The organism is Marinobacter sp. ELB17, assembly GCF_000169375.1.
Classification (GTDB): Bacteria; Pseudomonadota; Gammaproteobacteria; order Pseudomonadales; family Oleiphilaceae; genus Marinobacter.
In genome coordinates this window covers 235,498-259,411 of the sequence record NZ_AAXY01000003.1, presented here as the reverse complement: position 1 = coordinate 259,411, position 23,914 = coordinate 235,498, and the positions used below count along the sequence as shown (strand labels likewise).

General features: G+C 54.5%; 25 protein-coding genes. 13 read left to right on the top strand and 12 right to left on the bottom strand.

Annotated features, from left to right (window positions below; all coding sequences use genetic code 11):
- The first annotated feature begins 1 nt into the window (after position 1).
- From MELB17_RS05840 to MELB17_RS05830, 3 genes are all read left to right on the top strand, one after another.
- Entirely contained in the window at positions 2-835 is an 834-nt protein-coding gene (locus tag MELB17_RS05840; protein ID WP_007349227.1) for an NRDE family protein, read from the top strand.
- Positions 836-865: 30 nt separating this feature from the next.
- Positions 866-1,549: a cytochrome c peroxidase gene (locus tag MELB17_RS05835; RefSeq protein WP_007349226.1), complete on the top strand. Its 684-nt coding sequence runs from the start codon at positions 866-868 to the stop codon at positions 1,547-1,549.
- Positions 1,550-1,747: 198 nt separating this feature from the next.
- Positions 1,748-3,886, top strand: coding sequence for a putative bifunctional diguanylate cyclase/phosphodiesterase (locus tag MELB17_RS05830; RefSeq protein WP_007349225.1), 2,139 nt, complete (start codon positions 1,748-1,750; stop codon positions 3,884-3,886).
- Positions 3,887-3,923: 37 nt separating this feature from the next.
- Here MELB17_RS05830 and MELB17_RS05825 read toward each other — a convergent pair whose 3' ends face one another.
- Together MELB17_RS05825 and MELB17_RS05820 are read right to left on the bottom strand one after the other, a co-directional pair.
- Positions 3,924-4,679 (bottom strand): YiiX/YebB-like N1pC/P60 family cysteine hydrolase, encoded by a 756-nt coding sequence (locus tag MELB17_RS05825; RefSeq protein WP_036183660.1) that lies wholly within the window; start codon positions 4,677-4,679, stop codon positions 3,924-3,926.
- A 129-nt stretch (positions 4,680-4,808) separates the two neighbouring features.
- Complete coding sequence (locus tag MELB17_RS05820; protein ID WP_007349223.1) at positions 4,809-5,174, bottom strand: hypothetical protein; 366 nt, start codon at positions 5,172-5,174, stop codon at positions 4,809-4,811.
- 148 nt (positions 5,175-5,322) lie between these two features.
- Here MELB17_RS05820 and MELB17_RS05815 point away from each other — a divergent pair, with 148 nt between their 5' ends.
- The 3 genes from MELB17_RS05815 to MELB17_RS05805 all read left to right on the top strand — a co-directional run bounded on the left by MELB17_RS05815 (position 5,323) and on the right by MELB17_RS05805 (position 7,066).
- The gene (locus tag MELB17_RS05815) at positions 5,323-5,718 is read left to right on the top strand and encodes a hypothetical protein (protein WP_007349222.1); all 396 of its coding nucleotides are present in this window, start codon (positions 5,323-5,325) and stop codon (positions 5,716-5,718) included.
- 13 nt (positions 5,719-5,731) lie between these two features.
- A complete protein-coding gene (gene nrtS, locus MELB17_RS23180) occupies positions 5,732-6,058 on the top strand; it encodes a nitrate/nitrite transporter NrtS (RefSeq protein WP_007349221.1) in 327 nt (108 codons plus the stop codon).
- A 63-nt stretch (positions 6,059-6,121) separates the two neighbouring features.
- Entirely contained in the window at positions 6,122-7,066 is a 945-nt protein-coding gene (locus MELB17_RS05805) for a DUF3179 domain-containing protein (protein WP_007349220.1), read from the top strand.
- Positions 7,067-7,121: 55 nt separating this feature from the next.
- On the opposite strand, the gene MELB17_RS05800 is transcribed toward MELB17_RS05805, so the two are convergent.
- The 3 genes from MELB17_RS05800 to MELB17_RS05790 all read right to left on the bottom strand — a co-directional run bounded on the left by MELB17_RS05800 (position 7,122) and on the right by MELB17_RS05790 (position 8,405).
- The gene (locus MELB17_RS05800; RefSeq protein ID WP_007349219.1) at positions 7,122-7,433 is read right to left on the bottom strand and encodes an EthD family reductase; all 312 of its coding nucleotides are present in this window, start codon (positions 7,431-7,433) and stop codon (positions 7,122-7,124) included.
- A 97-nt stretch (positions 7,434-7,530) separates the two neighbouring features.
- The gene (locus MELB17_RS05795; protein ID WP_007349218.1) at positions 7,531-7,791 is read right to left on the bottom strand and encodes a zf-HC2 domain-containing protein; all 261 of its coding nucleotides are present in this window, start codon (positions 7,789-7,791) and stop codon (positions 7,531-7,533) included.
- On the bottom strand, positions 7,785-8,405 hold the full coding sequence (locus MELB17_RS05790; protein WP_007349217.1) for an RNA polymerase sigma factor: 621 nt from the start codon (positions 8,403-8,405) through the stop codon (positions 7,785-7,787). Before MELB17_RS05790 ends, MELB17_RS05795 begins: the two co-directional genes overlap by 7 nt.
- 208 nt (positions 8,406-8,613) lie before the next feature.
- On the opposite strand from MELB17_RS05790, the gene MELB17_RS05785 reads away from it, so the two are divergent.
- Together MELB17_RS05785 and MELB17_RS05780 are read left to right on the top strand one after the other, a co-directional pair.
- Positions 8,614-10,764, top strand: coding sequence for an FAD-dependent oxidoreductase (locus MELB17_RS05785; protein WP_007349216.1), 2,151 nt, complete (start codon positions 8,614-8,616; stop codon positions 10,762-10,764).
- A 109-nt stretch (positions 10,765-10,873) separates the two neighbouring features.
- Positions 10,874-11,854, top strand: coding sequence for a radical SAM protein (locus MELB17_RS05780; protein WP_007349215.1), 981 nt, complete (start codon positions 10,874-10,876; stop codon positions 11,852-11,854).
- A 184-nt stretch (positions 11,855-12,038) separates the two neighbouring features.
- Here the strand turns inward: MELB17_RS05780 and MELB17_RS05775 are convergent, their stop codons facing one another.
- Positions 12,039-12,518: a MaoC family dehydratase gene (locus tag MELB17_RS05775; RefSeq protein ID WP_007349214.1), complete on the bottom strand. Its 480-nt coding sequence runs from the start codon at positions 12,516-12,518 to the stop codon at positions 12,039-12,041.
- Positions 12,519-12,605: 87 nt separating this feature from the next.
- Here MELB17_RS05775 and MELB17_RS05770 point away from each other — a divergent pair, with 87 nt between their 5' ends.
- From MELB17_RS05770 to MELB17_RS05760, 3 genes are all read left to right on the top strand, one after another.
- Positions 12,606-14,009, top strand: a complete 1,404-nt coding sequence (locus MELB17_RS05770) for a sodium:solute symporter family transporter (protein WP_007349213.1) — start codon at positions 12,606-12,608, stop codon at positions 14,007-14,009.
- Positions 14,010-14,331: 322 nt separating this feature from the next.
- Positions 14,332-14,847: a diaminobutyrate acetyltransferase gene (gene ectA, locus MELB17_RS05765; protein WP_007349212.1), complete on the top strand. Its 516-nt coding sequence runs from the start codon at positions 14,332-14,334 to the stop codon at positions 14,845-14,847.
- A gap of 194 nt (positions 14,848-15,041) precedes the next feature.
- Positions 15,042-16,502, top strand: a complete 1,461-nt coding sequence (locus tag MELB17_RS05760) for an aspartate kinase (protein WP_007349211.1) — start codon at positions 15,042-15,044, stop codon at positions 16,500-16,502.
- 106 nt (positions 16,503-16,608) lie between these two features.
- On the opposite strand, the gene MELB17_RS05755 is transcribed toward MELB17_RS05760, so the two are convergent.
- From MELB17_RS05755 to pdxH, 4 genes are read right to left on the bottom strand one after another with little or no spacing between them, the layout of a single operon-like run.
- A complete protein-coding gene (locus MELB17_RS05755; RefSeq protein WP_007349210.1) occupies positions 16,609-17,064 on the bottom strand; it encodes a DUF3429 domain-containing protein in 456 nt (151 codons plus the stop codon).
- The gene (locus MELB17_RS05750) at positions 17,061-17,366 is read right to left on the bottom strand and encodes a DUF6482 family protein (RefSeq protein WP_007349209.1); all 306 of its coding nucleotides are present in this window, start codon (positions 17,364-17,366) and stop codon (positions 17,061-17,063) included. Before MELB17_RS05750 ends, MELB17_RS05755 begins: the two co-directional genes overlap by 4 nt.
- A 57-nt stretch (positions 17,367-17,423) precedes the next feature.
- Entirely contained in the window at positions 17,424-18,185 is a 762-nt protein-coding gene (locus MELB17_RS05745) for a 4'-phosphopantetheinyl transferase family protein (RefSeq protein WP_157133247.1), read from the bottom strand.
- Positions 18,186-18,833, bottom strand: a complete 648-nt coding sequence (gene pdxH, locus MELB17_RS05740; RefSeq protein ID WP_007349207.1) for a pyridoxamine 5'-phosphate oxidase — start codon at positions 18,831-18,833, stop codon at positions 18,186-18,188. It lies immediately after the preceding gene.
- A gap of 155 nt (positions 18,834-18,988) precedes the next feature.
- Between pdxH and MELB17_RS05735 the strand changes: the two genes are divergently transcribed.
- Together MELB17_RS05735 and yfbR are read left to right on the top strand one after the other, a co-directional pair.
- Positions 18,989-21,724, top strand: coding sequence for a DUF748 domain-containing protein (locus MELB17_RS05735; RefSeq protein ID WP_007349206.1), 2,736 nt, complete (start codon positions 18,989-18,991; stop codon positions 21,722-21,724).
- A gap of 5 nt (positions 21,725-21,729) precedes the next feature.
- A complete protein-coding gene (gene yfbR, locus MELB17_RS05730; RefSeq protein WP_007349205.1) occupies positions 21,730-22,323 on the top strand; it encodes a 5'-deoxynucleotidase in 594 nt (197 codons plus the stop codon).
- 28 nt (positions 22,324-22,351) lie between these two features.
- Here the strand turns inward: yfbR and MELB17_RS05725 are convergent, their stop codons facing one another.
- On the bottom strand, positions 22,352-23,386 hold the full coding sequence (locus MELB17_RS05725; RefSeq protein ID WP_007349204.1) for an SPFH domain-containing protein: 1,035 nt from the start codon (positions 23,384-23,386) through the stop codon (positions 22,352-22,354).
- 2 nt (positions 23,387-23,388) lie between these two features.
- Positions 23,389-23,847 (bottom strand): NfeD family protein, encoded by a 459-nt coding sequence (locus MELB17_RS05720; RefSeq protein WP_007349203.1) that lies wholly within the window; start codon positions 23,845-23,847, stop codon positions 23,389-23,391.
- Between the last annotated feature and the right edge of the window lie 67 nt (positions 23,848-23,914).

Here is a 23,914-nt window from a genome sequence, read left to right as displayed (position 1 = left end):
CATGTGTACGGTCAGCTGGCACTTTTCGGACCGAGGCCTAGATCTGTTTTTCAACCGGGATGAGTCTCTGACCCGGCCCGAGGCAGAGCCGCCTGTTGTTGAGCAACAGGGCGATGTCAATACCCTGATGCCTCGGGACCCGGTGGGAGGAGGCTCCTGGCTGGCGGCGAACAACCGGGGGCTGATTCTGGCATTGCTCAATAATTACCGGTACCCGACAAAAATTTCCTCGGATCAGGCGCTAAGTAGAGGACTTCTGGTTCGGCGCCTGAGCGCCCTTGAGAGCATTGCGGGCGTACGCAAGTTTCTGGCTGATGAAATTCTCGCTCTCTATCCGCCCTTTTTTCTGCTTGTCTTCGAAGATTGCCAGCGGGGGCCTGTTCAGTGGGAGTGGGACGGGGAAACACTGAAAGAAACCTGGGACATGGTGGAGTCGCCCATAAGTACATCATCTCTGATGCCCCGACTGGTGCCAGCCTTACGGCAATATCTGATGCGTCGGGCACTCCGGCGCACTGATCGGAATCGGACAGCCTCAACCTTGTTGGCATTGCATCGCGCCAGTCGGCCCTGGCCAGCCACTGTTACCGTCGCCATGAAGCGAAAAGGCAGCGCCACCGTCAGTTTGACTCATGTCCGAGTCACACCGGATGACATTGCCATGCGTTACTGGCCTGGGCATCCATCGGAATCGGCCTCCCGGGAACCGCAAGAAACGATTCTCACCCGGGGTTGTTCTCCGTCGAACCGATCGGTTGGGACAGAACCGTTTGTAACAAACGCGCGGCAAGGGTGTCCGTGCTTCAAAGACCTGCATGAAGGGTCTACACCCTGAATAACGAAAACACGACCGGAGGTTGCTGACATGTCCAAAGAAAAAAAACGAAAGGCGCTTTTAAGCAAGCTGTCGCGAAATCTCATGATATCCGTACCCATGATGACCGTGGTGGCTGTGGCAGGTTTCAACATACACACAGGCTCTAATCTTGGCCTGATTCCCTCTGCGGAAGCCGCGCAGGGAGAGGCTGAAGGGGAAGCAAAGGGCGAAGCTGAAGGGGAAGCACAGGGCGAAGCTGAAGGGGAAGCAAAGGGCGAAGCTGAAGGTCGCGCCGAAGGCGAGGGAGAAGCCGAGGGCAAGGCTGAAGGAGAGGCTGAAGGCGAAGCAGAGGGAGAAGGCGTATCAGCGAGCCTCAAGAAAGCCGTGCGCCGCCCCGAAGGTTACACGCCCTACCAGGGTGATGTTGCGGAACTGAGAGCCTTGGGCGAAAAGCTGTTCAACGACAATAGCCTGTCCTCCAATGGTTTGTCCTGTGCCACCTGTCATACGAACGGCATGGTCTACCTGGACACTTTCAAGAATCAGTACCCGCATTTTGTTGCCATGGGCAAGCGGGACTTCGGTATGGACATGGTGCACCTGGATGAAATGGTCCAGATATGCATGGTGGCACCGATGGCCGCCGAGCCTCTTGAATGGGACTCCAAGGAGTTGGCAGCATTGACCGAATACACTCTGCAGGAGCAGCAGAAGTATATCGACAAACAGTAGCGTTGTTTGCATTGACAATTCCATTGTCGATCTTGGGTGGGGCCACGCGCCCCGCTTTTTTGTGATGGCAAAGGACCCTCGAGTGGGTGCTGATTCTTTCGCGCAAGAAAACCCACCAAACGGATCGTTTTGGTGTAATTTTTCGGTATTTACCGTGTCTGTTTAGCAATGTTCGAATTAAGAGTCTGTGGGGTGCCCATGAAATCCGGAGAGGGAACAGAGGCTGAATTGATTGCTGACGTGTCGAAAACTGTCGCTAATCTGGAGCTGCGGCGCTCTTTCAGAGAGTGGGCCAGGCAGCTTGCTGGTTGCCGTCTTTGCAGGAACCTTACTCTCGCGGCTTTCGCCGCTATTCTGACCATTGAAGTGGCGATTCTTATCCCCTCCTATCGCAATTACGAGGAAGATCTGCTCCACCAGCGTGCTGAGGTTGCCATCCAGGCGATAACCATGTTTCTTCACAGCAAAAGCGGGCAGGCGGTTACCCCCGGCAGACTTGAGGTGCTTCTGGCAAATAGCTCTCTGACCGGTATTTCCATGATAGCGGGAGGCACCCGCATTGAAGCGGGTGAGCCGGTTACGCATCCACAACCTGCGAACGGCGATCTTCGAGGTGCAGTACGGCCGGCTGAAGGGGTCATTGACCTATCCTGGAGTACGAGTCCCGGACTGTCAGATTATGAAATTCTGGCCCGGGCAGATGTGAGCGATGTGTCGGGCAAGCTGATCGCGTTTGTTTTTCGTATTCTGGGCCTCTCACTTCTTATCGCGGTGTTTGTCACTGTGGTTACTATGGCTGTGGTCGACCGAATGATGCTGTCGCCCTTACTTAAACTTCGGGAGCGAATTGCCAGGGCTGGCGACGATGCAGAGCACCCTGGGAAATACGTGGCACCTCCGGAGCGGAGTGACGAGTTTGGGGAAGTAGAAAGCGCATTCAACGACATGCTGACCCAGAATGCCTCATACCTGTCACGGATGCAGATGCTGAATAAAAATCTGGACCAGTTACTCGATGAGCGTACCCGTTCCCTGCGCAAGACCGAACAGGAGCTGGAGATAAGAACGCTTTACGATCAGTTAACCGGCCTTGCAAACCGCAATCTTTTTGAAGAACAGCTGGATCGCCATTTAAATCGTAGTGATCTGGAACCGGCTGGCAGTGAGGCGGTCCTCGTTCTTGGCCTGAATGATTTTCAGGCTCTCAATGGTCTGGCTGGCCATCAGACCGGAGACCGCGTGTTGCAGGAAATTGCGCGTCGAATAGCTAGCCATGTTGTTGATCATGGTCACGTGGCCAGGCTCGGGGGTGACGTATTCGGGTTACTGGTCGCCGCAGGGCACCGGGGGCCGGCTGACAGCCTCGAAGCCAGTATTTCCGCAGTTATTGAAGCCTGTGAAGCGCCCGTGCGTATTGGCCAGAAAACCTACGAATGCGAGGTGAGCGCAGGGGTTGCTATTACGCCTCTGGACGGAAGCGATGCCCGAACGCTGTTGAGTCACGCAGAAATCGCCATGCACCGTGCTAAAAAAACGCCCAGTGAGCGGGTTCAGTTCTTCGCATCGGAGTTTGGTGACCAGGTGCGTCGCCGGCAGGAAATGGTTCGGGACCTGAAACTCGCTGTTCAGAACCATCAGTTTCAGCTGTATTACCAGCCTCTGTTCGATCGACTAAGGCGCTGTGTCGGTTATGAAGCGCTGCTGCGCTGGCATCATCCTGTGCATGGGCTGGTGTCGCCGGCAGAATTCATTCCGCTGGCTGAGGAAACCGGACTGATTACCGGCATCGGTGACTGGGTTCTGGAGCAGGCGATCAGTCAGTTAAAAGCCTGGACCGATGAAGGATTTACCGGACGGATTGCGGTTAATGTATCGGCCTTGCAGCTGTCAGATCGGGACTTGAGTCAACGGATCGATGACATGCTGAAACGATTTGACGTCAGTGCCGGCCAGTTGGAACTGGAGATTACCGAAACTGCTCTGATGGACGATATCGAACGTTCAATGGCAACCCTGAAGCGCTTTCGCGATCTGGGCCTGACCCTGGCGGTGGATGATTTTGGCACAGGGTACTCTTCGCTGGCTTATCTCAAGGCCTTGCCGGTCTCGCGCGTAAAGATAGATCAGGCCTTCGTGACCGGTTTGCCGGATAACGATCAAGATGAAGCTTTGTGCAGAACCATCATCACCTTGGCTCACAACATGGGTTTTGAGGTCATTGCCGAAGGGGTTGAAACCGAAGCCCAGGCGGGTTGGCTGGCGATATCCGGTTGTGATGAGATGCAAGGTTTCCTACTCGGCAGGCCCGCATTGAAAGGCTATTCCCGCAATTCTTGAGTTCGACACAGGATCAGGGTTGCTGGCAGCCTCAGGATTAATCGTCCTCCCAGGCGATGGCCCGGTAATCGAATTCGCCTTCAATGGTGGGTTTTATAATCCGAAAATAGGGTGAGGCATCAAAGTCCCTCGGGGTGAACAAGGAATGATGCCGCACCCGGAAACGTTCATGCACGCAATCGGCACAGTCAGGATCGTTGGCGGGAAGTGTTTTCACCACCGGTAGAATCGGATAGCGCAGCTGCTGGAATCCTTCGGCAATGAACGTTGAACAGATCGCTCGGGTGGGATCGCCGCTTCCGAATGCCAGCAGTTTGTGTCTGTAGCGGGTTGGCACCAGAGGCGTTGACCAAAGGTAACGGGCCAGATCAAACACGTTTTTCATATCGTACTGATGGCCGAGTCTGCTGAAAGCGTATTCAGTAAGCGTTCGAAGGTCCTTGTCGCTTAACCCGACCGGGCGACAGATGCGGGTGTGGGCGTGACGGTAATAGCAAAGTGGCAGCGGACGGATACCGTGTTCAAGGTCCGCCTCAATGAGCACGTGAGCTTCACCATCGTCCGATACTCCAAGTCCGGCATCCGGTCCAAGGTAAAGCGCAGCGTGAGACCAGGTGGACTGAGTCAGGTACTTGATGGCAACGCTGATCCGCGTGTTGCCCTCTACCAGCAGAACGTCTCCGGGTTGGAGAGTATTCACCATCGCGCCCCAGGTGGACGTTCTGATGGAGTGCTGGGAGATTTCCTTCGAAAGGTAAGCGGCCAGGCGCCTCGAAAGCCAATTCAGTAGCATGCAGTACCCCGGTTGTTTGTCTTTGTTTATAGTGATAACACAGACAAACAACCGCGAATACTGTTACAGTACCAGCTGATAGTGCCTAGGCGGTGGCTGGAACGGGTTGCCGCAAAAGTGTCAGCGTGTCTACTCACGCAAAAGGAACAGCGCAGCGCAGGCGGCCAGCATTGGCCAGGCAGAAAAGAACATGAGGTTATCGAAGGGCTGGAGGTATTTGCCGAATGCCGAGAGGGTAGATACCCCATGAAAAATCAGGATCGCGCCATAGATCCAGGTTTTAAACAGTCCCCCGACGAATGCAAGAATCAGCACAAGCTGGGCGGCGTCTATCGCATAAAAAGCGCTTTCGCCGAGGCTTCCCAACCCATAGAACGCGGCAAAGACTTCAGCTTCGTGTTCGGGCTGGAGCAGTTTGTCCAGAGTCCAGACCAGGAACACGATAAATACACCGAGTCTGAGTAGCAAAAGGGCGAGGGGTAACTGTTTGGGCATTTCTCTATCCGTTGGTTTTTGAATGGTCGTTCCAGAGACGAGGGTGTTATTCGATAGTTTCGAAAAAGATGTCCGGCTTTGTAACAACCTGGTGAGGATCTGTGTCAGTAGCGCGGTAACCTTATCACTGAGAAGTCAGGAGTCTGTTATGTCGAAAGAAGTTGTTCTCGCCCGGCCCCATCCGTTTATCCGCAAGCCTATGACCGAGCTGCTTGCTAAATTGGGTTATACCCCGGTGACTGAGCTTACGTCCGGAAAGCCTGCAGGTGTGATTGTCTCGAGTAGTGTGACGTCTGAGGCAGGCAGTTTTCAGGATGTCCTGAAAACCGTCAGGAAAACTTGGGCTGATGCTCCTTTGATTGTGGCCACTTTGCTGAAACCCGACATGGCTAGAAAGTCACTGGGAAAGGAGCTGGCGGAAGTGTTTCCGGGCAAAAAGATCGGTTTCCCCTCGGAAGGGAAGCCAGGTGATATTCTGATCGTGCACCCCGACGATCTTAAGCTGCCCGCCACTGAAAAGTTGATTCAGGGCTTTCTTAAATAATAGTGAGGCATTGATGTCTTTTTCCCGGATTATCCGTGAACCGGTTCGACAGTGCAGGGAGGTCTGTGAACTGGCGGTGGGTCACGGCGCGCCCTGCCGTGCCGCAAAGCTGGCGGCAGTCGTTGGCACGCTTCTGGTCATAATCAATCAGTGGGAAGCGGTCGTTGGTGCGGGTTCAATGGACTGGGTAAAAGTGGCGCTGACGTATTGCGTTCCCTACATGGTGTCGACGTACACCAGCGTCAGCAAGGATCTGCACCTGCGCCGGGAAGCCGAGACCGCAGTGCAGAGGGCGCACGAGGAAGCACAAAAAATACGGTTTCAGAAAGGCGCTTTGTAACACTTTGGTTGTTCACGGGTCTCACACCTTGTAAGCCGTAATGCTTAAGAGGAGGTGGTGATTATGGAAATGCTGACCATACCGACACGGATAATTGTTATCGCAGTGTTCCTGGCCGCGGCACAGCCGCTCATAGCAGAGCAGAAAAACGGATTTGATATCAGCAACACACGGGTGCCGGTTGATGAAATCCTCCGTGGAGGTCCGCCCCGTGATGGCATCCCCTCAATAGATGACCCAATATTTGAGCACCTCAAGAAAACCTTGCCCTGGCGTGCTGATGATTTGATGCTGACCTACGACCATGGGGAAACACGGTTTGCTTACCCAGTCGGCATTCTGAATTGGCATGAAATCGTCAATCAGGTCATTGACGACGAACCGGTATTGATCACCTTCTGCCCGCTCTGTGGCACCGGCATGGCATTCGACCCAGTGGTGGATGGCCGGCATTTGACCTTTGGTGTGTCGGGCCTGCTCTACAACAGTGACTTGCTGATGTACGACCACCAGACCGAATCTCTATGGTCACAGATTGAGGGGCGGGCGGTTTCCGGTCCCTTCGCAGGTAGGGAACTGGAGCCTGTCGCCATTCGGCACGAACTCTGGCAACGTTGGCAGGAGCGGGTTGGCTCTGCTGGTCAGGTGCTTTCGACAGACACTGGCAACCGCAGGAACTACCGGATTTCGCCCTACGGTGACTATGACCACTCCGAACGACTCTATTTTCCGGTAACCCACACCAGCCGAAAATATCACCCGAAAACCTGGGTGTTGGGCTGGACTCACAATGGGGAGCGCAAGGCCTGGCCATTCCCAGAACTGGCAGATCATGGCGCCGTTCTTGAGGATCGGGTAGGCGGCAAGACCGTTAGCATTCATTATAATCCGGATGTACCCTCGGCCGAATTGCGTGATGAATCCGGCCAACTGTTGCCCGCCACCAGGGCTTTCTGGTTTGCCTGGTACACTTTCTACCCTGACACGGGCATTTTTGAAGCGAACTGACGTTTAAGGTCCACTTCATCTGGCAAGTAGTCTTCCTTCCAGAGGCCACATGCGTTTACTCAATGACTTCGCTGATCTGAACCGTCGGCTGTACGTTGGTGAAATTCGGGATATCCCCCAGGATCTCTTTGGCGTGGGGCCCGAACGCCGCCTCGAAGTCACTGAGGGAGTCAAAATAAAGGTGCCCCATGGCGATGTAGGTGGGCGCCTCTCCCGGCGTGCCTCCTGCAAGGCCTGATTCGATAGCTGTTCGCTTGCAGGCGTCTCCGAGTTTTTCACGAACCAGCGCCATATGAGTGTCACGGTAATAGGCAATGTCGAACGTGCTATCTGCAGCCTTGGGGTAGAGTACGCTGACTTTTATCATTATTAGGGTCTCACTTTTTGAAGTTAGGATATAAAGCTTTTAGTGAACCGCATCCGCAGCACATGGCCAATGGCACTTTAGAACGAAATTTGAACAATCACTCATTATCCCCATCACGGGGTTTTCGTGTCTTGAGCGCTTCCGCTACCCGTTCATCAATCCGACGTATGAATTCCCCGTCCGGCTTGCTGGAGGAGTGCGCCTTCATAAGATCGGTGCTGGCACGAAGGTTACCGATAAACGAGCGGCAGTGCTTGCACATCATCAGATGCATTTTCACAGACAGATTCCGCCGGCCGGTCAGCTCACCATCGATGTAATCACTAGCGATTCCGGCCAGATCCTTGCACATTAACATTCGCCCGTCTCCTGGAAGGTTTCCACCATGAGAAAGATCTTCTGCCTGGCACGGTGTAAAAGGACACGAAGGTTAGAGGCACTGACATCCAGAATGTTACAGACGTCCTCGGATTTGTGTTGGTGGGCTTCGTACAGCATCAGGGCTGAGCGCTGGGTTTCTGGTAGCGCGGACAGGTGTTTGTCCAGGCAATCGCTGAGCGCGTCATTCTCCATTAAGGTATCTGCGGACTCATGGAACTTAAGTGATGGCGGCAGGTCCCAGCGGCCTGTTGCATTGAAGCGGTTGGCAAGCTCCGGTTCCAGGCTCTCGGAAAAATCAATGGCTACTTCCCGTTTGCTGGATCGGAGCTTGTTCTTGCAGCGGTTGGCGACAATTCGGTGCAACCAGGTTTTCAGGCCGGAGCGGCCTTCAAATTTGTGAATGGCATCGATCACCGTCACCCAGCAATCCTGAACAATTTCTTCAGCACTGGAATAATCCAGGTAAAACCGGGCGACGGCCAACATACCTGGGGAATATTCCCGAACGGCTTTTTTGTAGGCAGATGAATCGCCTCTTTTCAGGTCTTCGATCAGCGAGCCTTGGGGGTCCGGATGCACTGCGGTGTTCATGGGATTCCGTTCCTTATCAGTCTGGGTTTGGCCGTTATGTTTGTGTAGTGTTTCGGATTAAGGGAAAATTTCAGTATTCTGGAACGAATGTTCAAAAACCTTAGTTCAATCGCTATGTAACATCCAGTCGGTGATCGTGTCTTAGCGTGAACAGCGTATTGGTTTATACATCTTAAGTATTAGTTTATACATCTTAAAAGGCATGGATATGACGCGTAGCAAGCTTTTACTCATTTTAGTTATCGCCGTGATTGTTGGTTTTTTTCTCGGCTTCGACGGGCACAAGCTGCTGACTCTGGAGAACCTGCAGGCGAATCAAGGTGCCCTGGCGCAATGGATTGACCAGAACCTTCTGATAGCCGTTGTCGGTTATGCCGCAATTTATGTGGTGGTCACAGCTCTGTCCCTGCCGGGGGCGACCATCATGACACTGGCCGGCGGTGCCTTTTTCGGTAACCTGTATGGCTTGGCGGCGGTTTCCATTGCCTCAACGCTGGGGGCTTCTCTGGCGTTTCTGGTGGCGAGATTTCTCATGCGTGACACCCTGCGGGAGCGCTATCGGGAAACCATCGCCAAAATGGACCGTGGAATCAAAAAAGATGGTGCGTTCTATCTGGCAACCCTGCGTCTTGTGCCGGTGTTCCCGTTCTTCCTGATCAACCTGGCGATGGGCCTCACAGGGATGAAGCTGCGGACCTACGCACTGGTCAGCTGGATTGCCATGTTGCCGGGCACGTTTGTTTTTGTGAATGCCGGCACCCAGTTGGGTCAGATTCAGTCCACTGGCGATATCGTCTCTGCGGATTTGCTGCTGTCGTTTGCCTTGCTTGGGCTTTTCCCGCTGGTTGCGAAAATTGTGGTGGGCTTTCTTCGTCGTCGCAAGGTCTATGCCGGCTGGAAGAAGCCGGAGCGCTTTGATTACAATCTGCTGGTGATTGGTGCTGGCTCGGCGGGTCTTGTATCTGCCTACATTGCGGCGGCCGTCAAGGCGAAAGTGGCGCTGATCGAAAAACACAAAATGGGCGGCGATTGCCTGAATACCGGTTGTGTACCTTCGAAGGCACTCATTCGAAGCGCGAAGGCGGCGGATACACTGCGCCATGCCAACCGTTACGGCCTCGAATCGGTGGCGGTGAAAGGCTCATTCCGGAACATCATGAACCGTGTCAAAGACGTGATTGCCAAAGTCGAGCCGCATGATTCTCCTGAGCGCTACCGGGATCTGGGCGTGGATTGCATCGCTGGCGAGGCAAGTTTTGTCTCTCCTTGGGAACTGGAGGTCAGGCACAACGATGGTCACAACGAGCGGCTGACGGCGCGAAGTATTATTGTCGCCACCGGCGGCAAGCCGGCCATGCCGCCGATTCCAGGGCTTGAAGATATGGAGCCTTTGAGCTCTGACAACCTTTGGGAGTTGCAGGAGCAGCCGGAGCGTTTGCTGGTGTTGGGTGGAGGCCCCATTGGTTCCGAGCTGGCCCATGCCTTTGCCCGCTTGGGCAGCCAGGTGATTCAGGTGGAAATGGGAGATCGGCTGTTGGCAAAAGAAGACAGCGATGTATCTGAACTGGTGAGAGTCCAATTTGAAAACGATGGTGTTGATCTTCGTCTGGAACATGCGGCCAAAGAGTTCGCCATCGAAGAAGGCGAGAAAGTGGTTTACTGCGAGCACAAAGGGGAGCGGGTTCGTATTGCCTTTGATCAGGTGCTGGTCGCGGTGGGTCGTGCCGCAAACACCAAAGGCCTGGGGCTTGACAAAATCGGCGTCGAAACCCTGCCCAATGGAACCGTGCCGGTGGAAGAAGACATGAGCCTGCGCTATCCGAATGTGTTCGCCTGTGGCGATGTTGCCGGGCCCTATCAGTTTACCCATGCCGCGGCGCACCAGGCATGGTATGCCGCGGTGAATGCCCTGTTTGGTCAGTTTAAACGCTTCAAGGTAGATTACCGGGTTATGCCGTGGGTCACTTTCACCTCGCCGGAAGTGGCCCGCGTTGGGCTGAGTGAAGCCGAAGCCAGGGAGAAAGGCGTTGCCTTTGAAGTCACCAAATACGGTCTGGACGACCTGGATCGGGCAATTACTGAAAGCGAAGACTCTGGTTTCATCAAGGTGCTGACGCCGCCGGGCAAAGACAAAATCCTTGGCGTGGTGGTGGTGGGTTCCCACGCCGGCGAAATTCTGGCGGAGTTCACTCTGGCGATGAAGCACGGCCTGGGGTTGAATAAAATTCTTGGCACGATTCACCCTTACCCAACCTGGAATGAAGCGGCCAAAGCCGCTGCGGGCCAGTGGAAACGGGCCAATGCGCCCCAGCGTTTACTGGCCATAGTGGAAAAGATTCACAGCTGGCGTCGCGGTTAAGACACGTCCGGCGTCAGCGCCGGTCTGATTGCTGCTGTTTGACGGCTGTCTCAATGCTGTCTGAATACTAAGTATAACGAGTGTCGAATTTTTTAATTATGGAGCCTTTATGCCCCCCACCCTAGCCAGCACGCCGGTTAAGGCGACCCGCACGCGCATCCCGTTGGTGGAAGTTTTAGAGCCCCGTGCGGCTGACAGCTGGACTCATACTCGCAACGGCGATCCTCGCGGATATATTGATGCGAACGCGCTAAAAGAGCTGTGGATTCACACCGGCACCGCCTGCAACCTGGCTTGCCCGTTCTGTCTGGAAGGCAGTCATCCCGGTGATGGCCGCATTCCCGGGATGAAGCTGAGCGATGTGAAGCCGTTTATCCACGAAGCTATGGACATGGGCGTGGAACAGTTTTCGTTCACCGGCGGCGAGCCGTTTGTGATTCGGGATTTTGTGAATATGCTGGATTACGCTAGCCAGCACCGGCAATGTTTTGTATTGACCAACGCCACCGAGCCGCTGTTGAAACGCCGACATCAGGTGCTACCGCTGCTGAACAATCCTTACCCCATTCATTTCCGCGTTAGCCTGGACTTTCCTAACCGCGCCCGCCACGACAAAGACCGCGGTGAAGGCAGTTTTGATCAGGCACTAGAGGGCGTGCACTGGCTGGTTGAACAGGGTTTTAGGGTGTCTATTGCGCGCCAGACCGATGTCAACGAAGTGCCGGCCAAGGTAGAGGCTGCGTTCCGCGAGATTTTCCGCGAATGGGGCATTCCCGAAACCCTGGCGTTTACCGCGTTTCCAGACCTGGGTACGCCGGGTTCGGAAGACGGTAGTCCGGAGATTACTGAAAACTGCATGGAGAAATACCCCACCGTTGATAGCCGCGCGCACTTTATGTGCACGTACACGCGGATGTTGGTGAAGAAGGGTGACGATGTGCGGGTGTATGCCTGTACGTTGGTGGATGATGATCCGCAGTACGATTTGGGTGGGTCGCTGGCCCAGAGTATGGAGGAGCGCGTTATGTTGCGCCATCACCGGTGCTTTTCTTGTTATCGCTATGGGGCCAGTTGTTCGGCGCCTGCTTAGGTTTGGTTTTGGGTTTTGGGGCTTGTTCATTCTGGCGTTGGAGTTAACGGCCTGGGCGCCGGGGCTTTCTTTCCTGGGAAAAGAACTCGCTGCGCTCAGACACCTTTTCCGGGCGGAAAGAAAGCCCCCCCCCCCCAGCCTGACGGACCTGATTTCGGTATTTTGGAAAGCTTGAAGTTCGCCATCAGTGCCCTTCGTTGAGTAATTCGGCCAAGCGTTGTCGCTCATTTTTATTGGGTAGGACACCGGTTATTTCTGCTTCCAGAACGGTGACTCCGTCACCATTGATGACGTTGATTTCTGCCTTTGCGCGTTTCCGCTCGTCGATTTCGTGGATGACCCAGCTGCAGGTCAATGTTTCACCGGCATAGACCGGTCGCTTGAACTTGAATGACATGCTTGATGCAAACCAGCCAATCTGACCGCCGATTTCGGTGATCAGGCTTGCTGTCAGGAGGCCGTGAGCAATAGGTTTGCGCAGGCCTTTTAGCTTGGCAAAATGGCTGTCGCAATGGACCGGATTGTAGTCTCTCGAAAGAGTCGCGAAGGATGCGATGTCTTCGGAGCTAAAACAGCGGGTTATGGTAAAGCGATCGCCGACACTTAGCCCTTCGGCAGCGTGCTGGCGGATGTTTGTGATGAGTATCTGGGGCTTGTCTGGCATGACTTGTTTTCCTTATGAGGCTGAACCCGCTGGACTGTATGGTATCAACCCCACCTAAAAATCAGAACTGCAAGGAATAAACAAACAATGAACATCACCGAAGCCACGCTATTTTGGGGCTTTCTTCTGGCTTACGGCGTGATTATGTACGTTTTGTCGCCGAAAAGCCGGAATCCGGAATCGTTTTATAAGGGCACAGACGACCATGGGAATCCGGTAGGGCAGTGGTCGCTGACGGCGAGTATTTTTATCAGCTGGATTTTCGCCAAGTCGGTGACCAACGCGGCCAATCTGGGGGCGGCATACGGTGTTGTGGGTGGCCTGGCTTACGCCAGTTATTGGCTGTCGATTCCGGTGGCGGGTTATGTGATTTATCGTATTCGCTGCCAGACCGGTGCCCGTAGCTTGCAGGAGTTTTTGACCTCTCGCTTCGGCCGGTTGGCATCGCTGGCGTTTGCGGCGGCGATTCTGATTCGGTTGTACAATGAGATCTGGAGCAATACGGCCGTGGTAGGCGGTTATTTTGGTTCACCCGGACAGTGGCAGTATTACACCGCTGCCATGGTGTTTACCGCGTTTACCTTGGCTTACAGCCTGAAAGGCGGGCTGCGTTCGTCGATTTTTACCGACGTTATTCAGACCTTTGTGTTTGTGTTTTTTCTTGGCGCGGTGCTGTTTATGATCTTGCCCGCAAACGATGCGGGAGTGATGCTGCGTGAAGGTGATTTCCGCTTGGACGCGGGGTTGGATTTGCTGCTAGTGGCGCTGTTGCAACTGTTTAGCTACCCGTTCCACGATCCGGTGCTGACAGACCGAGCCTTTGTAAATCGTGAAAAAACGATGCTCAAAAGCTTTGTGGTGGCTGGTTTGTTGGGCTTTGTGGCGGTGTTTATCTTTAGCTTGGTGGGGGTTCATGCGCGTCTGAACGGTATCGACGCCATGGGTAACGCACCGGCTGCAGTCGGCCGTTCGCTGGGTTTGGCAGCGCTGTTCTTTATGAGCGTGGTAATGATGACTTCAGCCGGCTCAACCCTGGACTCCACCTTTACCTCCCTGGCCAAGTCGCTGGCGGTAGACTTGCCGCGGTTGGCGCGCCGTGCAGCAAATCGGCTGCCCAGTATGCGGTTGGGAGCGGTGGTGATGGTGGTGTTTGCGCTCTTGGGGAATCTGCCCATGCTCGCTGGCACGGATATTCTGGCGGCAACCACCATTTCCGGCACCATGGTGATGGGGCTGGCGCCGGTGTTCCTGTTTTACGGCTTTACCCGTTGGTCGCCGTGGAGTTTTCACCTGAGTTTCTGGACCGGCCTTGCGCTAGGTTTGGCCTTGGCCGTAGGTGCTATTCCCGCAAGTTGGGGCATTGGCGACGGTAAGTACGGGCTGTTGTTGGGTGTTAATGCCTGGGGCTTTGTACTTTGTACGTCGGGCTTCTTTGCGCCCTTATTGGTGGCTCGATGGCGTCGCCAGCCCTTAGCGGTGTCGTCTTTCTGATTGATCCGTTCCACACTGTTTCAGGCCCCTGGCTAAGTCCGTTAGTAATGGGTCTTTCGAGGCCTAAGAATGTGTTTTCAAAACCCATCCGCGATTTTTTCTGGAGCTTTTTGCCTTGGCGCACCGTCAAGCTCCCGAGTCCGTCAATTCCGTACAAAAAGTAATCAAAACTTGTTGTTGAATCTCGGTATTGACGGCTATTATTCTGATGGATTATGCTGTTTTAAGTCGCCAATTCCCCTGTCATCTTTTGAGTAAACTTGAAATTTAATTTGTGGTCTATATAATTTAACCCTAAATTTTCAAGGTAAACAGATTCGTTATGACATCAGAAGGATCGAATACCACCGCCATTAACCTGCGCAAACCTGTGAAGGATGATGGCTTCGGGCTGAGCCAGCTGGTAACGGAATGTCCACCGCTGGATTCGAACTCAATTTACTGCAATCTTTTGCAGTGCAGCGATTTTGCCGACACGGCAGTGGCTGCGGAGAAAGACAGCGATCTTGTAGGCTTTATTTCCGGTTATATCCCCCCCCAGAAGCTGGAAACAGTATTTGTATGGCAGGTTGCGGTCCACGAGAAAGGTCGAGGTCAAGGGCTTGCCAAGCGTATGCTGAAGGCGATTGTTGCACGGCAAGAACTTAGCCACATTAGCCATATGGAAACCACCATTACCGCTGATAACGACGCTTCCTGGGCGCTGTTCCGCTCGTTTGCCCGCGACATGGGCGCCGAATTGACCTTTGAGGAGCACTTCACAAAAGACGTGCACTTTGGCGGTCAGCACGACTCCGAAATTTTGCTGCGCATTGGGCCCTTTACCAAGCCTGGCTGAGCCCGAAGGCCCGAGTAAATGCGCTAGCCGACAAGCCAATGGATGAGCTTGCCACAGCGTGCCGTCTGAAATCTGACGTGCAAAGAGGTAAAATCATGGGATTATTCAAAACCGTCGAATCTGAAGCGCGTGTCTATAGCCGTGCTTTCACGGGTTTGTAATCGCACCAAAGAACCGATAGCAAAGGCGAAATTATGACTGCGCAATTACATACCGTTGAAAAAATCGGCGGCACCTCCATGACCAACTACGAGGCCGTACGCGACAACATCATTATTGGTAATCGCAGCAAAGACGAGCTGTATCAGCGCATCTTTGTGGTGTCGGCCTACGCAGGTGTCACCAACGAGTTACTAGAGCATAAAAAAACGGGTGAGCCGGGCGTTTACGCCTTGTTCGCCGATGCGGAATCGGACTGGGCCTGGGGCGACGATCTCACCAAGCTGGTGCGCTTTCTTACCAACATCAACGGCGAGATGTTTGAAGACTCGATGTTAAAGCAGCAAGCCGACCAGTTCATTATTGATCGGGTTGAAGGCGTGCGAGGCTGCCTGATCGACCTGCAGCGCTTGTGTTCCTATGGTCAGTTTCAGCTTGAAGAACACTTGCTGACGGTGCGTGAGATGCTGGCCGGTATCGGCGAAGCCCACAGTGCGTTCAACACGACATTGAAACTGCAGCAGGAAGGTATCAACGCCCGCTTTGTAGACTTAACCGGCTGGCGCGATGCAGAACTGTTGCCGCTGGATGAAAAGCTTAAACAGGCGTTCGATGCGGTAGACCTCAGCCGTGAACTGCCCATTGCTACCGGTTATGCGCAGTGCAAGGAAGGCCTGATGCGTACCTTTGATCGCGGCTACAGTGAAATGACCTTCAGCCGGGTGGCGGTGATCACCGAGGCCCGTGAAGCCGTTATTCACAAGGAATACCATTTGAGCTCGGCCGACCCCAACATTGTGGGTGCCGATAAGGTAGTACCTTTGGGCCGCACCAACTACGACGTGGCCGACCAACTGGCCAACCTGGGTATGGAAGCCATTCATCCACGTGCCGGTAAAGGCCTGCGTCAGAATGATATTCCACTGCGGGTGATGAACACCTTTGAACCGGAACATACCGGTACTCTGATCACTAAGGACTACGTTAGTGAAAAATCTCAGGTAGAAATTATCGCCGGTGCCAAGGGCATCTTTGCTATTGAATTGTTTGATCAAGACATGCAGGGCGAGCCAGGTTCAGACCGCAAGATTTTGGACGTGCTGACCCGCTTTAAGGTGCGCTTTGTGTCAAAAGACACCAACGCTAACACCATTACCCATTACGTGAGTACCACGCTGAAACACGTAAAGCGGGTGGTGAACGCGCTGAAAGAGACCTTTCCCAATGCTGAGGTGCATACTCGCAAAGTGGCGCTGGTATCGGCCATTGGCAGCGACATGAAAGCGCTTGGCATTCTGGCGCGATCAGTAAAAGCGCTGGCCGATGCAGAAATCAGTGTGCTGGCGTTGCACCAGTGCATGCGCCAGGTAGATATTCAATTCGTGATTGATGAAGACAACTATAAGGCTACTATTGTGGCGCTGCATGCTGCGTTGATAGAACCGCATAATCACGAATACGCGATTGCCTCGGCCGAGCAGTGCGCTCTCGGTTAAAGTGCGCTGTGGGTTAAAATATGCTCTGAGTTAAAGTGTGCCCCGGGTTGATGAGAAAGTTAGCGCAGATCTTTTTCTGCGAAGTGAACCACTTGGTTCTGGGAAATTAGCCGTAATGCACGGCGAAGAACCAGGTGGCTACGATCACCTGACATACCACCACTGTCAGCGTTAGCCCCAAGCGCAAGCGAAGATACCACGCTGGCCAGTAAATCTTCATCCAGCGTGCGTCTACCAGATACAACCCCAAAAATGCCAGTGTGAACAGTACCGCTTTCCACGGCGAGGACACTAATAAACCCACGCCTGCCGCAATAAAAAATATCTGACTGAATAACATCGACACTAACGGCGACATCGGGTAGCAGCGATCTTCACGCTGCAGCGCGATTGTCCAGTAAACGCCCGCCATAAAGGCCAATATCCCGGCGCTATACATGTAAAACCAGCTGCTGACCAATAGGCTGTGATGGGGCATAAAAAACAGCGCCAGAACCGCGCTGATGAAAGGAACCAGGCCGGCCAAGCCAACAAAGATGGCCAGTCGGGCCACCGCAATCACGGCTTTTGCCTCTGTACCCGAACCCTCAGCGGTTCAGCGCTGCTAGGTTCCATGCCCACCATTTCATTGTATGCCGATACATGAACCACTTGAGTTTCAAGTATGTGGAAACTGCCCAGTATGTCCTGGGCGTGCCACGTGCTGCGAAACTGCATGGTGGTGCCGCGCTCATCAGACAGAATCATTTGTTGGTCATCTACCGTAAGCCGAGCCATGTAGCTCTGGCCTTCCAGCGAAAGTATTTCCATCAGCTCGATGCTAGCATTGTTGCGATTTTTCAGTTGTTCTAGGGTAATACGCAAAGTGACTCTCCGGTTTACTTCTTTCCGGATTAGATACGCAGGATCAGTTGTTTAAGATCAGCTGCCGCGAGACGCCATAGAACGTATTGGGCGCTGGAGCAGGGGTTCCCAGATGGAGCCCAAAGTATCGGCCGGCGTGAGCCTGTAGTCATCCAGGGGCGGTTCCAGCAAGAGGATGGGAGGCCAGGTAAGGGGCGTTTCAGGTGCCTCTACCGCCAATCGGCGATACACCAGAGTGACCAAAAAGCCGTCTACATAGATGCAGCAGGCCTGCCATGGCCGAGTGTTGTCGCACCGGTCGCCGTAAACTTCGAACCCGCGGCGCACCTCCAGGGTTTGCAGATTGCCGGCAATGCCGCGGCCGGTGGCTTTTAGCCAGGCTTCTTTCAGCGTCCATACTTTCAGAAATTCCAAGGCGTCGTCTTGGGCCAGCAGCCATTCCTGTTCAACCGGTGAAAACCAGCGCTGCACGACTTTCTGCCAGTTTGGGCGGCGCTGACAGGGCTCAATGTCCAGGCCTACCTCTCCTTGCAGGTTGGTCGCGCAGGCCCCTATTCCGTTGCTGTGGCTGAGCGACAGCCGCCATTCAGGAGGGTACTGCGATTCTGTAGGTCGCCCCATACATGGGGAGCACGCACTAGGCGTTTCGCCGCTGGCACCCGCCAGTGCCTGACGAATCAACCAACGGCTACTGAGAAACTCGGCACGCCGAGCGTCGCTACAATGCACAGCCCTGTTATATTCACCGGCATTTAACCAAGATGGCAGTTCCAGGTGAGTGCTGGTGGTTTGATGGCACAGCCATACAGTCGGTGTCACTCAGGGTTGCAACCTTTCGATGGTCCAAGTTTTATCACCGCCTTGTTCAGTTCGGTTATATTCGAACCGATCGTGAAGGCGGCTGGGGCGACCCTGCCAGAACTCGATACTGTGGGGCACCACCCGAAAACCACCCCAAAAATTAGGCAGTGGCACTTCACCGTCACTAAACTTGCGTTTTATTTCCGCGACTTTCTGCTCCAGCAGCCCGCGGGAGGTAATGGCCTTGCTTTGCTCTGACACCCAAGCGCCAATCTGGCTGCCGCGGGGGCGCGAGGCGAAATAACGCAAGGACTCGGTTTTGCTGACTTTTTCGACTTTGCCCTGAATGCGCACTTGGCGATTCAGGCCCAACCAAGGAAACAACAGGGCAGCTTGTGGATTCTGCTCCATTTCACGAGCCTTACGACTGCCATAATTGGTATAGAATACAAAACCGCTGTCGTCGAAGTATTTCAGCAACACGGTACGCAAATCGGGCAGGCCATCGTTGCCGGCGGTGGCTAGCGACATGGCATTGGGTTCCAGAATGTCAGCTTTCCGAGCATCTTCAAACCAGATTTGAAACTGTTGGATAGGGTTGTCATCCAGTTGGTCCCGATCCAGACCGTCGCTTTCGAAATCCCGGCGCATATCTCCGATGTCCATCAACCTTCCTCATTTGGCGTGTGTGCGTGTGCCTTGCCGGCATTATATCGCAGGACGTATACGAAACGGGACCTTATCGGGTTCACGAGAGCTGACAAAGGACCTGTTTGGCGTCTATCCTTCCAATACATCGAATTTCTTTCAAGGAGACCTCTGTGGCCGAGCGCCCTGTTCGCCAGATTCGTCAACACAGACTGTGGCCAAGGTTGGCTGTGGTTGTGTTGATCGTTCTGTTGCTGTGTTACGCGCTGGGCGGTTTTCTGCTGTTGCCCTGGTGGGTGCAGAAAAACTTGCCGCACTACGCCCAGCAGCAGCTGGGCTGGCAGGCAACGGTAGGCGAGGTACACGCCAATCCCTTTACGTTCAGTGCAGAGCTGCAGAATCTTCAGGCCAACGACGCAAGCGGCGAGCCAGTGCTGGCCTTTCAGCGGCTTTATGTGAATCTGAACGCGTTTGACCTGTTTAACGGTACCACCGGTTTTCAGGCTGTCGAGCTGGAACAACCCATGTTGCGGCTGGATGTGTTGGCAAGCGGGCAGTTGAACCTGCTGCGTGACTGGCAACAAGCTCCAGCCCGCGCCGGGCAGCCGGCAGACACTCCTGATATTCAGAGCGATACCGGGCCGAGCAGTCTTCGCATCTATTTGCAGCAGGGTGACTTGAGTGCGGGCACGCTGGTGTTGCGTGACTTTAGTCAAAACAACAGCCAGAACGACAGCGTTGAGTTTCGCATAACACCGCTTACCTTCAGTTTGCAGAATTTGGCGACCTGGGTCCGGCCCGGCGATATTGGCCAATATCGGCTGGAGGCCGTGCTGGACCAACAAGCGTTGAGCTGGCAGGGCAGTTTTGAGGTAGACCCGATGTATTCCCGCGGCAGTCTGAGTATTGATAACCTGGGGCCGGGCGTGCTGTCTTACCTGCTAGCGCCCTATATGCCCTACCAGTTGCGGTCCGGCCGAATCAGCCTTAGTACCGATTACCAATGGCAGGCAGCGCAGCCCATGGAGTTGCTGACCCAGCACGGCAAGCTAACTTTTGATGATGCGACCCTGGCTTTAGCGGCCGAGCCTAGTGAAGTAGCCTTCCGCAGCGGTGCCCTTACTGTCGACCAGATTCGTTTTGATCTTGCCGCCAGGCGAATAAAGGCAGGCAAGATCGAGTTCGACGGGTCGGAACTGAGCCTGAACCGCAGCGCCAACGGTGACATCGACTGGCTGGTTGCTGGCGTCCGGCCCGCGGGCGACGGCTTGGCTAGCCGTTCTGGGCAGTACGACAGCGGCCCGGGATTTCGCTGGTTGGTGGCCGGAGTGGACATTCGCGATGGTCAGTTAAGCTGGCGCGACCAAGTGCCTGCTAATGCTGCAGAGTTGCAACTGAATGGCCTGAACCTGAGCCTGGGGCCATTTACGGACCGCTTTGACGAGCCGGTAAATTACCGTGCAGAAGCCGTTCTGGCCAGCGGCGGTAGTCTGGAGGTGAATGGCCAGTTCACCACGCGGCCATTTAATCTGGAAATGGCCATTGTGGGCACTGAGTTGGCACTGCCTGCGTTCGCGCCTTACGTGCAACAGCGCATGGCATTAGAGTTACCGGCGGGGCTGCTGTCAGTCGATGGCAGCCTGAATCTGGACCAGCAACGTTTACCTCTGACCGGCACTTTTAACGGCAGTGCTTCGGTGACCGGTCTGGAAACCCGGTTGCCCGGCAATAGCCAACCACTGCTGGCTTGGCAGACGCTGCAGTTGGCGCCCATTGAGTACAACGTGAACCCGGCCCGCCTGGAAATTGGCCGCGTAACGCTGATCGACCTTGCCGCGAACATCATTCGCAACGACGATGGCAGTCACGACATCACCAATCTGTTAACGCTGGCTCCGGCAGGCAAGCCGGCTGCTGCGGATGCTAATGAAAACCAGGGCTTCATATTTCGAATTGGCGAGTTGCAGTTAGACAACGCCGATGTGGACTACACCGACCGCACTCTGAAACCCGAACTGACTACCCGCTTCGGGCAGCTTCAGGGCAACCTCAGTGGTTTGAGTAATATTCCGCCACAGCAGGGCAGGGTGAGCTTAAAAGGTAAGGTTAATCAGGTGGGCAATCTCGATATGAGCGGCTCTATCGCCACATTGGGTACCGACCAGCAAAGTGACTTGGTGTTAAATCTGGAAAACTTGGAGTTGCCGCGCCTGTCACCCTATTCCGGCCGTTATCTGGGGTACGGCATAGCCGGCGGCAAACTGGATCTTAAGCTGGACTATCAGCTACAGGGCACCCGTATTAATGCCTCAAATCAGATTATTTTGAACCGTTTGGAATTGGGCCAACCCATGCCCAGCGAGCAGGCGGTTGGCGTATCCATCAAGCTGGGGCTGGCGTTGCTGCGCGACGGCAATAATGTGATTGAATTAAACGTGCCGGTAAACGGCGATTTGGCAGACCCCGAATTTCAGATGGGCAAGGTAATGATGCGTGCCTTTGTCAACGTGCTGACAAAAGCGGCCACCTCGCCGTTTGCACTGATAGGCACGTTGGCAGATATTGCCGGTCTGGGTGGTGAACAGATGCAACAGGTCAGCTTTGCGCCGGGTGGTGTCGAGCTGACCGAGGCCAGCACCCAAAAGCTGGCGGCATTGGCGCAGGTTTTGAACCAGAAACCAGAGCTTATTCTGAGTATTCGCGGCGCAGTAGCGCCTGAGGTCGACACCGGCGCCGGTGCACAGTCACCTGGCGCCCTTGCTGACAGCCGCGCCATGGCTTTGCGCCAGTTACTGGTGAATACTCACGGTGTAAACCCGAAACAGATCTTCGTGCGCGCACCCGAAACCGATGCCAGCGTGGATGCCAATGGCAATATTGCCGTAAATTTCACTCTGGACGCCCGCTAGCCAATATGAACCGCCCTGTGAGCCACTTTTTTGCCTATATTTCCCGCCTGCGCTGGATAAAGCGTTGGGGCTTGATGCGTAACGCTATTGATGAAAACGTCGCTACCCATTCCTGGGAAGTCGCGACTCTGGCCCACGCCCTGGCGTTGATCCGTAATGAACAGTTTGGTGGTTCGGTGAACGCCGACCGTATTGCGGCGGCGGCGCTTTACCACGATGCCACCGAGGTGATTACCGGGGATTTGCCGACACCGGTAAAATACCACTCGAAGGTGATGCGCCAGGCGTTTGGAGACATTGAGCACAAAGCTGAGGCCGAACTGCTGGCGTTATTGCCGCCACATTTACAAAAGGTGTTTGCGCCCTATGTGCAGGAATCTGCTTTAGGTGAGGAAGAGAAAAAGCTGATCAAAGCCGCAGACCGGTTATCGGCGTGGCTAAAATGCCGCGCGGAAGTGGCGGCAGGAAATCGCGAGTTCGAGCCAGCCGCGGCGCAGATACACCGGCGGCTGACGGAAGAAACCTTGCCCGAAGTGGCGTATTTTCTGGAAGTATTTGCCCCCAGCTACGACCAGCCGTTAGACAACCTGCTGGGCTAAGGCCCAACAAGTCAAGTGCAACAAAACCTCAGGCCTGGCCAGAGGATCCCAGCATTCCGGCGCGCAGGCCATCCTTTTTCAGGGAGCTACGCACCGCATCTTCCGGGCTGCCCGCCAGGTCGCGGAACATGCCCATAGAGCCCAGCAGCGCAGATGACTCGTAAGGCACGAACACCCGCTCGCCGTCTTTGGCCATATTGGGCAACACCTTGATGTAGCTTTGCCCCAGTAAATAGCCGATAACGGTTTGCTTGTTGTCTTCGGTGTCGCCGATGGCGCTCAACACCAGGCGAATGGACTCCTGCTCGCCCTGGGCCCGCAAAATGGCGGATTCTTTGTCGCCCTGGGCGTTCAGGATGGCCGCTTCGCGCTGGCCTTGGGCCTTGGCGATGGCGGCAGTTTTTTCACCCTCGGCTTCGGTCACCGTGGCACGACGTTTACGCTCGGCGGCCATCTGCAGGCGCATGGCCTCTTCTACTTCTTCGGGCATGCTGATGTCCTGCACTTCTACCCGAGTCAGTTTTACCCCCCATTTGGACGCAGGCTCTTCCATTTCGGCCTGAATGGCGTTGTTGACTTCAGCGCGGGACTCAAACAGCTTATCCAACTCCATTTTGCCCACCACAGAACGCAGGGTGGTTTTGGCCAACACTTCCACCGCCTGGCTCATGTTGGCTACTTCATACACGGCGCGGCGCGGATCGATAATCTGATAATACAGGGCGCCGTTGATCGACACGGTTACGTTGTCAGTGGTGACCACCGGCTGGCCGGGAAAATCCATCACGGTTTCGCGCCGGTCGATGCGTGCCTCATCACTCATCACGGCCTGGTAATCTTGGCCGCTGCGCAAATAGCGGATCATGGTGATGGCGCGCGGCCGTTCGATGAACGGAATAATAATGTTCACGCCGCTTTCCAGAATCCGGTTAAAAGAGCCCAAGCGCTCGATCACCATCACTTCAGACTGGCGCACAATCACCAAGCCTTTGGTAATGATAAAAATGCCAATGGCGACAACAATCAGGCTGATAACCAGCCCGGGGGTTAGAAACTGTTCCATAGTTACAGGTCCTTGGGGGTTGCAAGTTCAACAATGGCGGTGGTGCCATCGAAGTGGTCAAAAATAAGTGCTGTGCCCTCTGGCAGTTCGGTTTGTCCGCCCGATTGTACCCGCAAGCGATAGAAGTCACCGTTGACTTTTATGCCGGTGGCGTCGTCAAAATCACGGCGCAAACTGCTGAATTGCTTTCCCTGATCTACGCCAGTGCCGGTCGTGCCGTAGGCTACGCCTTTAGGCGAGAAACGCGGCTTCAGCCAGCGAACGACAACGGGCACCAGGATGCCCGAAAATAAGCCCATTCCCAACAATTGCCACTCCAGGGAAAAGCCGAAAAACGCCAGTACCGCCGTAAATGCAGCGGCAATCGCCAGGGCCAACAGCACCATAACGCCGGATGTCAGCTCGGCCAGGCCCAGCAAGAGCGCCAGAATCAGCCAAAGGTGGGTAATACTCCATTCCATAGTGAGTTCCGTGGGGTATGCGTTATGAGCGTAAATTCGTAAATCAGTCTTAATTGTACCCAAATTG

What these genes read in the sequence shown, in the direction of transcription:
- MELB17_RS05830 (WP_007349225.1), top strand. Translation starts at nt 1,748, where the DNA reads ATGAAATCCGGAGAGGGAACAGAGGCTGAATTGATTGCTGACGTGTCG.
- MELB17_RS05720 (WP_007349203.1), bottom strand. Translation starts at nt 23,847, where the DNA reads ATGGAATGGAGTATTACCCACCTTTGGCTGATTCTGGCGCTCTTGCTG.
- MELB17_RS05785 (WP_007349216.1), top strand. Translation starts at nt 8,614, where the DNA reads ATGACGCGTAGCAAGCTTTTACTCATTTTAGTTATCGCCGTGATTGTT.
- MELB17_RS05760 (WP_007349211.1), top strand. Translation starts at nt 15,042, where the DNA reads ATGACTGCGCAATTACATACCGTTGAAAAAATCGGCGGCACCTCCATG.
- MELB17_RS05790 (WP_007349217.1), bottom strand. Translation starts at nt 8,405, where the DNA reads ATGAACACCGCAGTGCATCCGGACCCCCAAGGCTCGCTGATCGAAGAC.
- ectA (WP_007349212.1), top strand. Translation starts at nt 14,332, where the DNA reads ATGACATCAGAAGGATCGAATACCACCGCCATTAACCTGCGCAAACCT.
- MELB17_RS05825 (WP_036183660.1), bottom strand. Translation starts at nt 4,679, where the DNA reads ATGCTACTGAATTGGCTTTCGAGGCGCCTGGCCGCTTACCTTTCGAAG.
- MELB17_RS05725 (WP_007349204.1), bottom strand. Translation starts at nt 23,386, where the DNA reads ATGGAACAGTTTCTAACCCCCGGGCTGGTTATCAGCCTGATTGTTGTC.
- MELB17_RS05780 (WP_007349215.1), top strand. Translation starts at nt 10,874, where the DNA reads ATGCCCCCCACCCTAGCCAGCACGCCGGTTAAGGCGACCCGCACGCGC.
- MELB17_RS05835 (WP_007349226.1), top strand. Translation starts at nt 866, where the DNA reads ATGTCCAAAGAAAAAAAACGAAAGGCGCTTTTAAGCAAGCTGTCGCGA.
- pdxH (WP_007349207.1), bottom strand. Translation starts at nt 18,833, where the DNA reads ATGGACATCGGAGATATGCGCCGGGATTTCGAAAGCGACGGTCTGGAT.
- MELB17_RS05820 (WP_007349223.1), bottom strand. Translation starts at nt 5,174, where the DNA reads ATGCCCAAACAGTTACCCCTCGCCCTTTTGCTACTCAGACTCGGTGTA.
- MELB17_RS05775 (WP_007349214.1), bottom strand. Translation starts at nt 12,518, where the DNA reads ATGCCAGACAAGCCCCAGATACTCATCACAAACATCCGCCAGCACGCT.
- nrtS (WP_007349221.1), top strand. Translation starts at nt 5,732, where the DNA reads ATGTCTTTTTCCCGGATTATCCGTGAACCGGTTCGACAGTGCAGGGAG.
- MELB17_RS05770 (WP_007349213.1), top strand. Translation starts at nt 12,606, where the DNA reads ATGAACATCACCGAAGCCACGCTATTTTGGGGCTTTCTTCTGGCTTAC.
- yfbR (WP_007349205.1), top strand. Translation starts at nt 21,730, where the DNA reads ATGAACCGCCCTGTGAGCCACTTTTTTGCCTATATTTCCCGCCTGCGC.
- MELB17_RS05840 (WP_007349227.1), top strand. Translation starts at nt 2, where the DNA reads ATGTGTACGGTCAGCTGGCACTTTTCGGACCGAGGCCTAGATCTGTTT.
- MELB17_RS05805 (WP_007349220.1), top strand. Translation starts at nt 6,122, where the DNA reads ATGGAAATGCTGACCATACCGACACGGATAATTGTTATCGCAGTGTTC.
- MELB17_RS05800 (WP_007349219.1), bottom strand. Translation starts at nt 7,433, where the DNA reads ATGATAAAAGTCAGCGTACTCTACCCCAAGGCTGCAGATAGCACGTTC.
- MELB17_RS05795 (WP_007349218.1), bottom strand. Translation starts at nt 7,791, where the DNA reads ATGTTAATGTGCAAGGATCTGGCCGGAATCGCTAGTGATTACATCGAT.
- MELB17_RS05815 (WP_007349222.1), top strand. Translation starts at nt 5,323, where the DNA reads ATGTCGAAAGAAGTTGTTCTCGCCCGGCCCCATCCGTTTATCCGCAAG.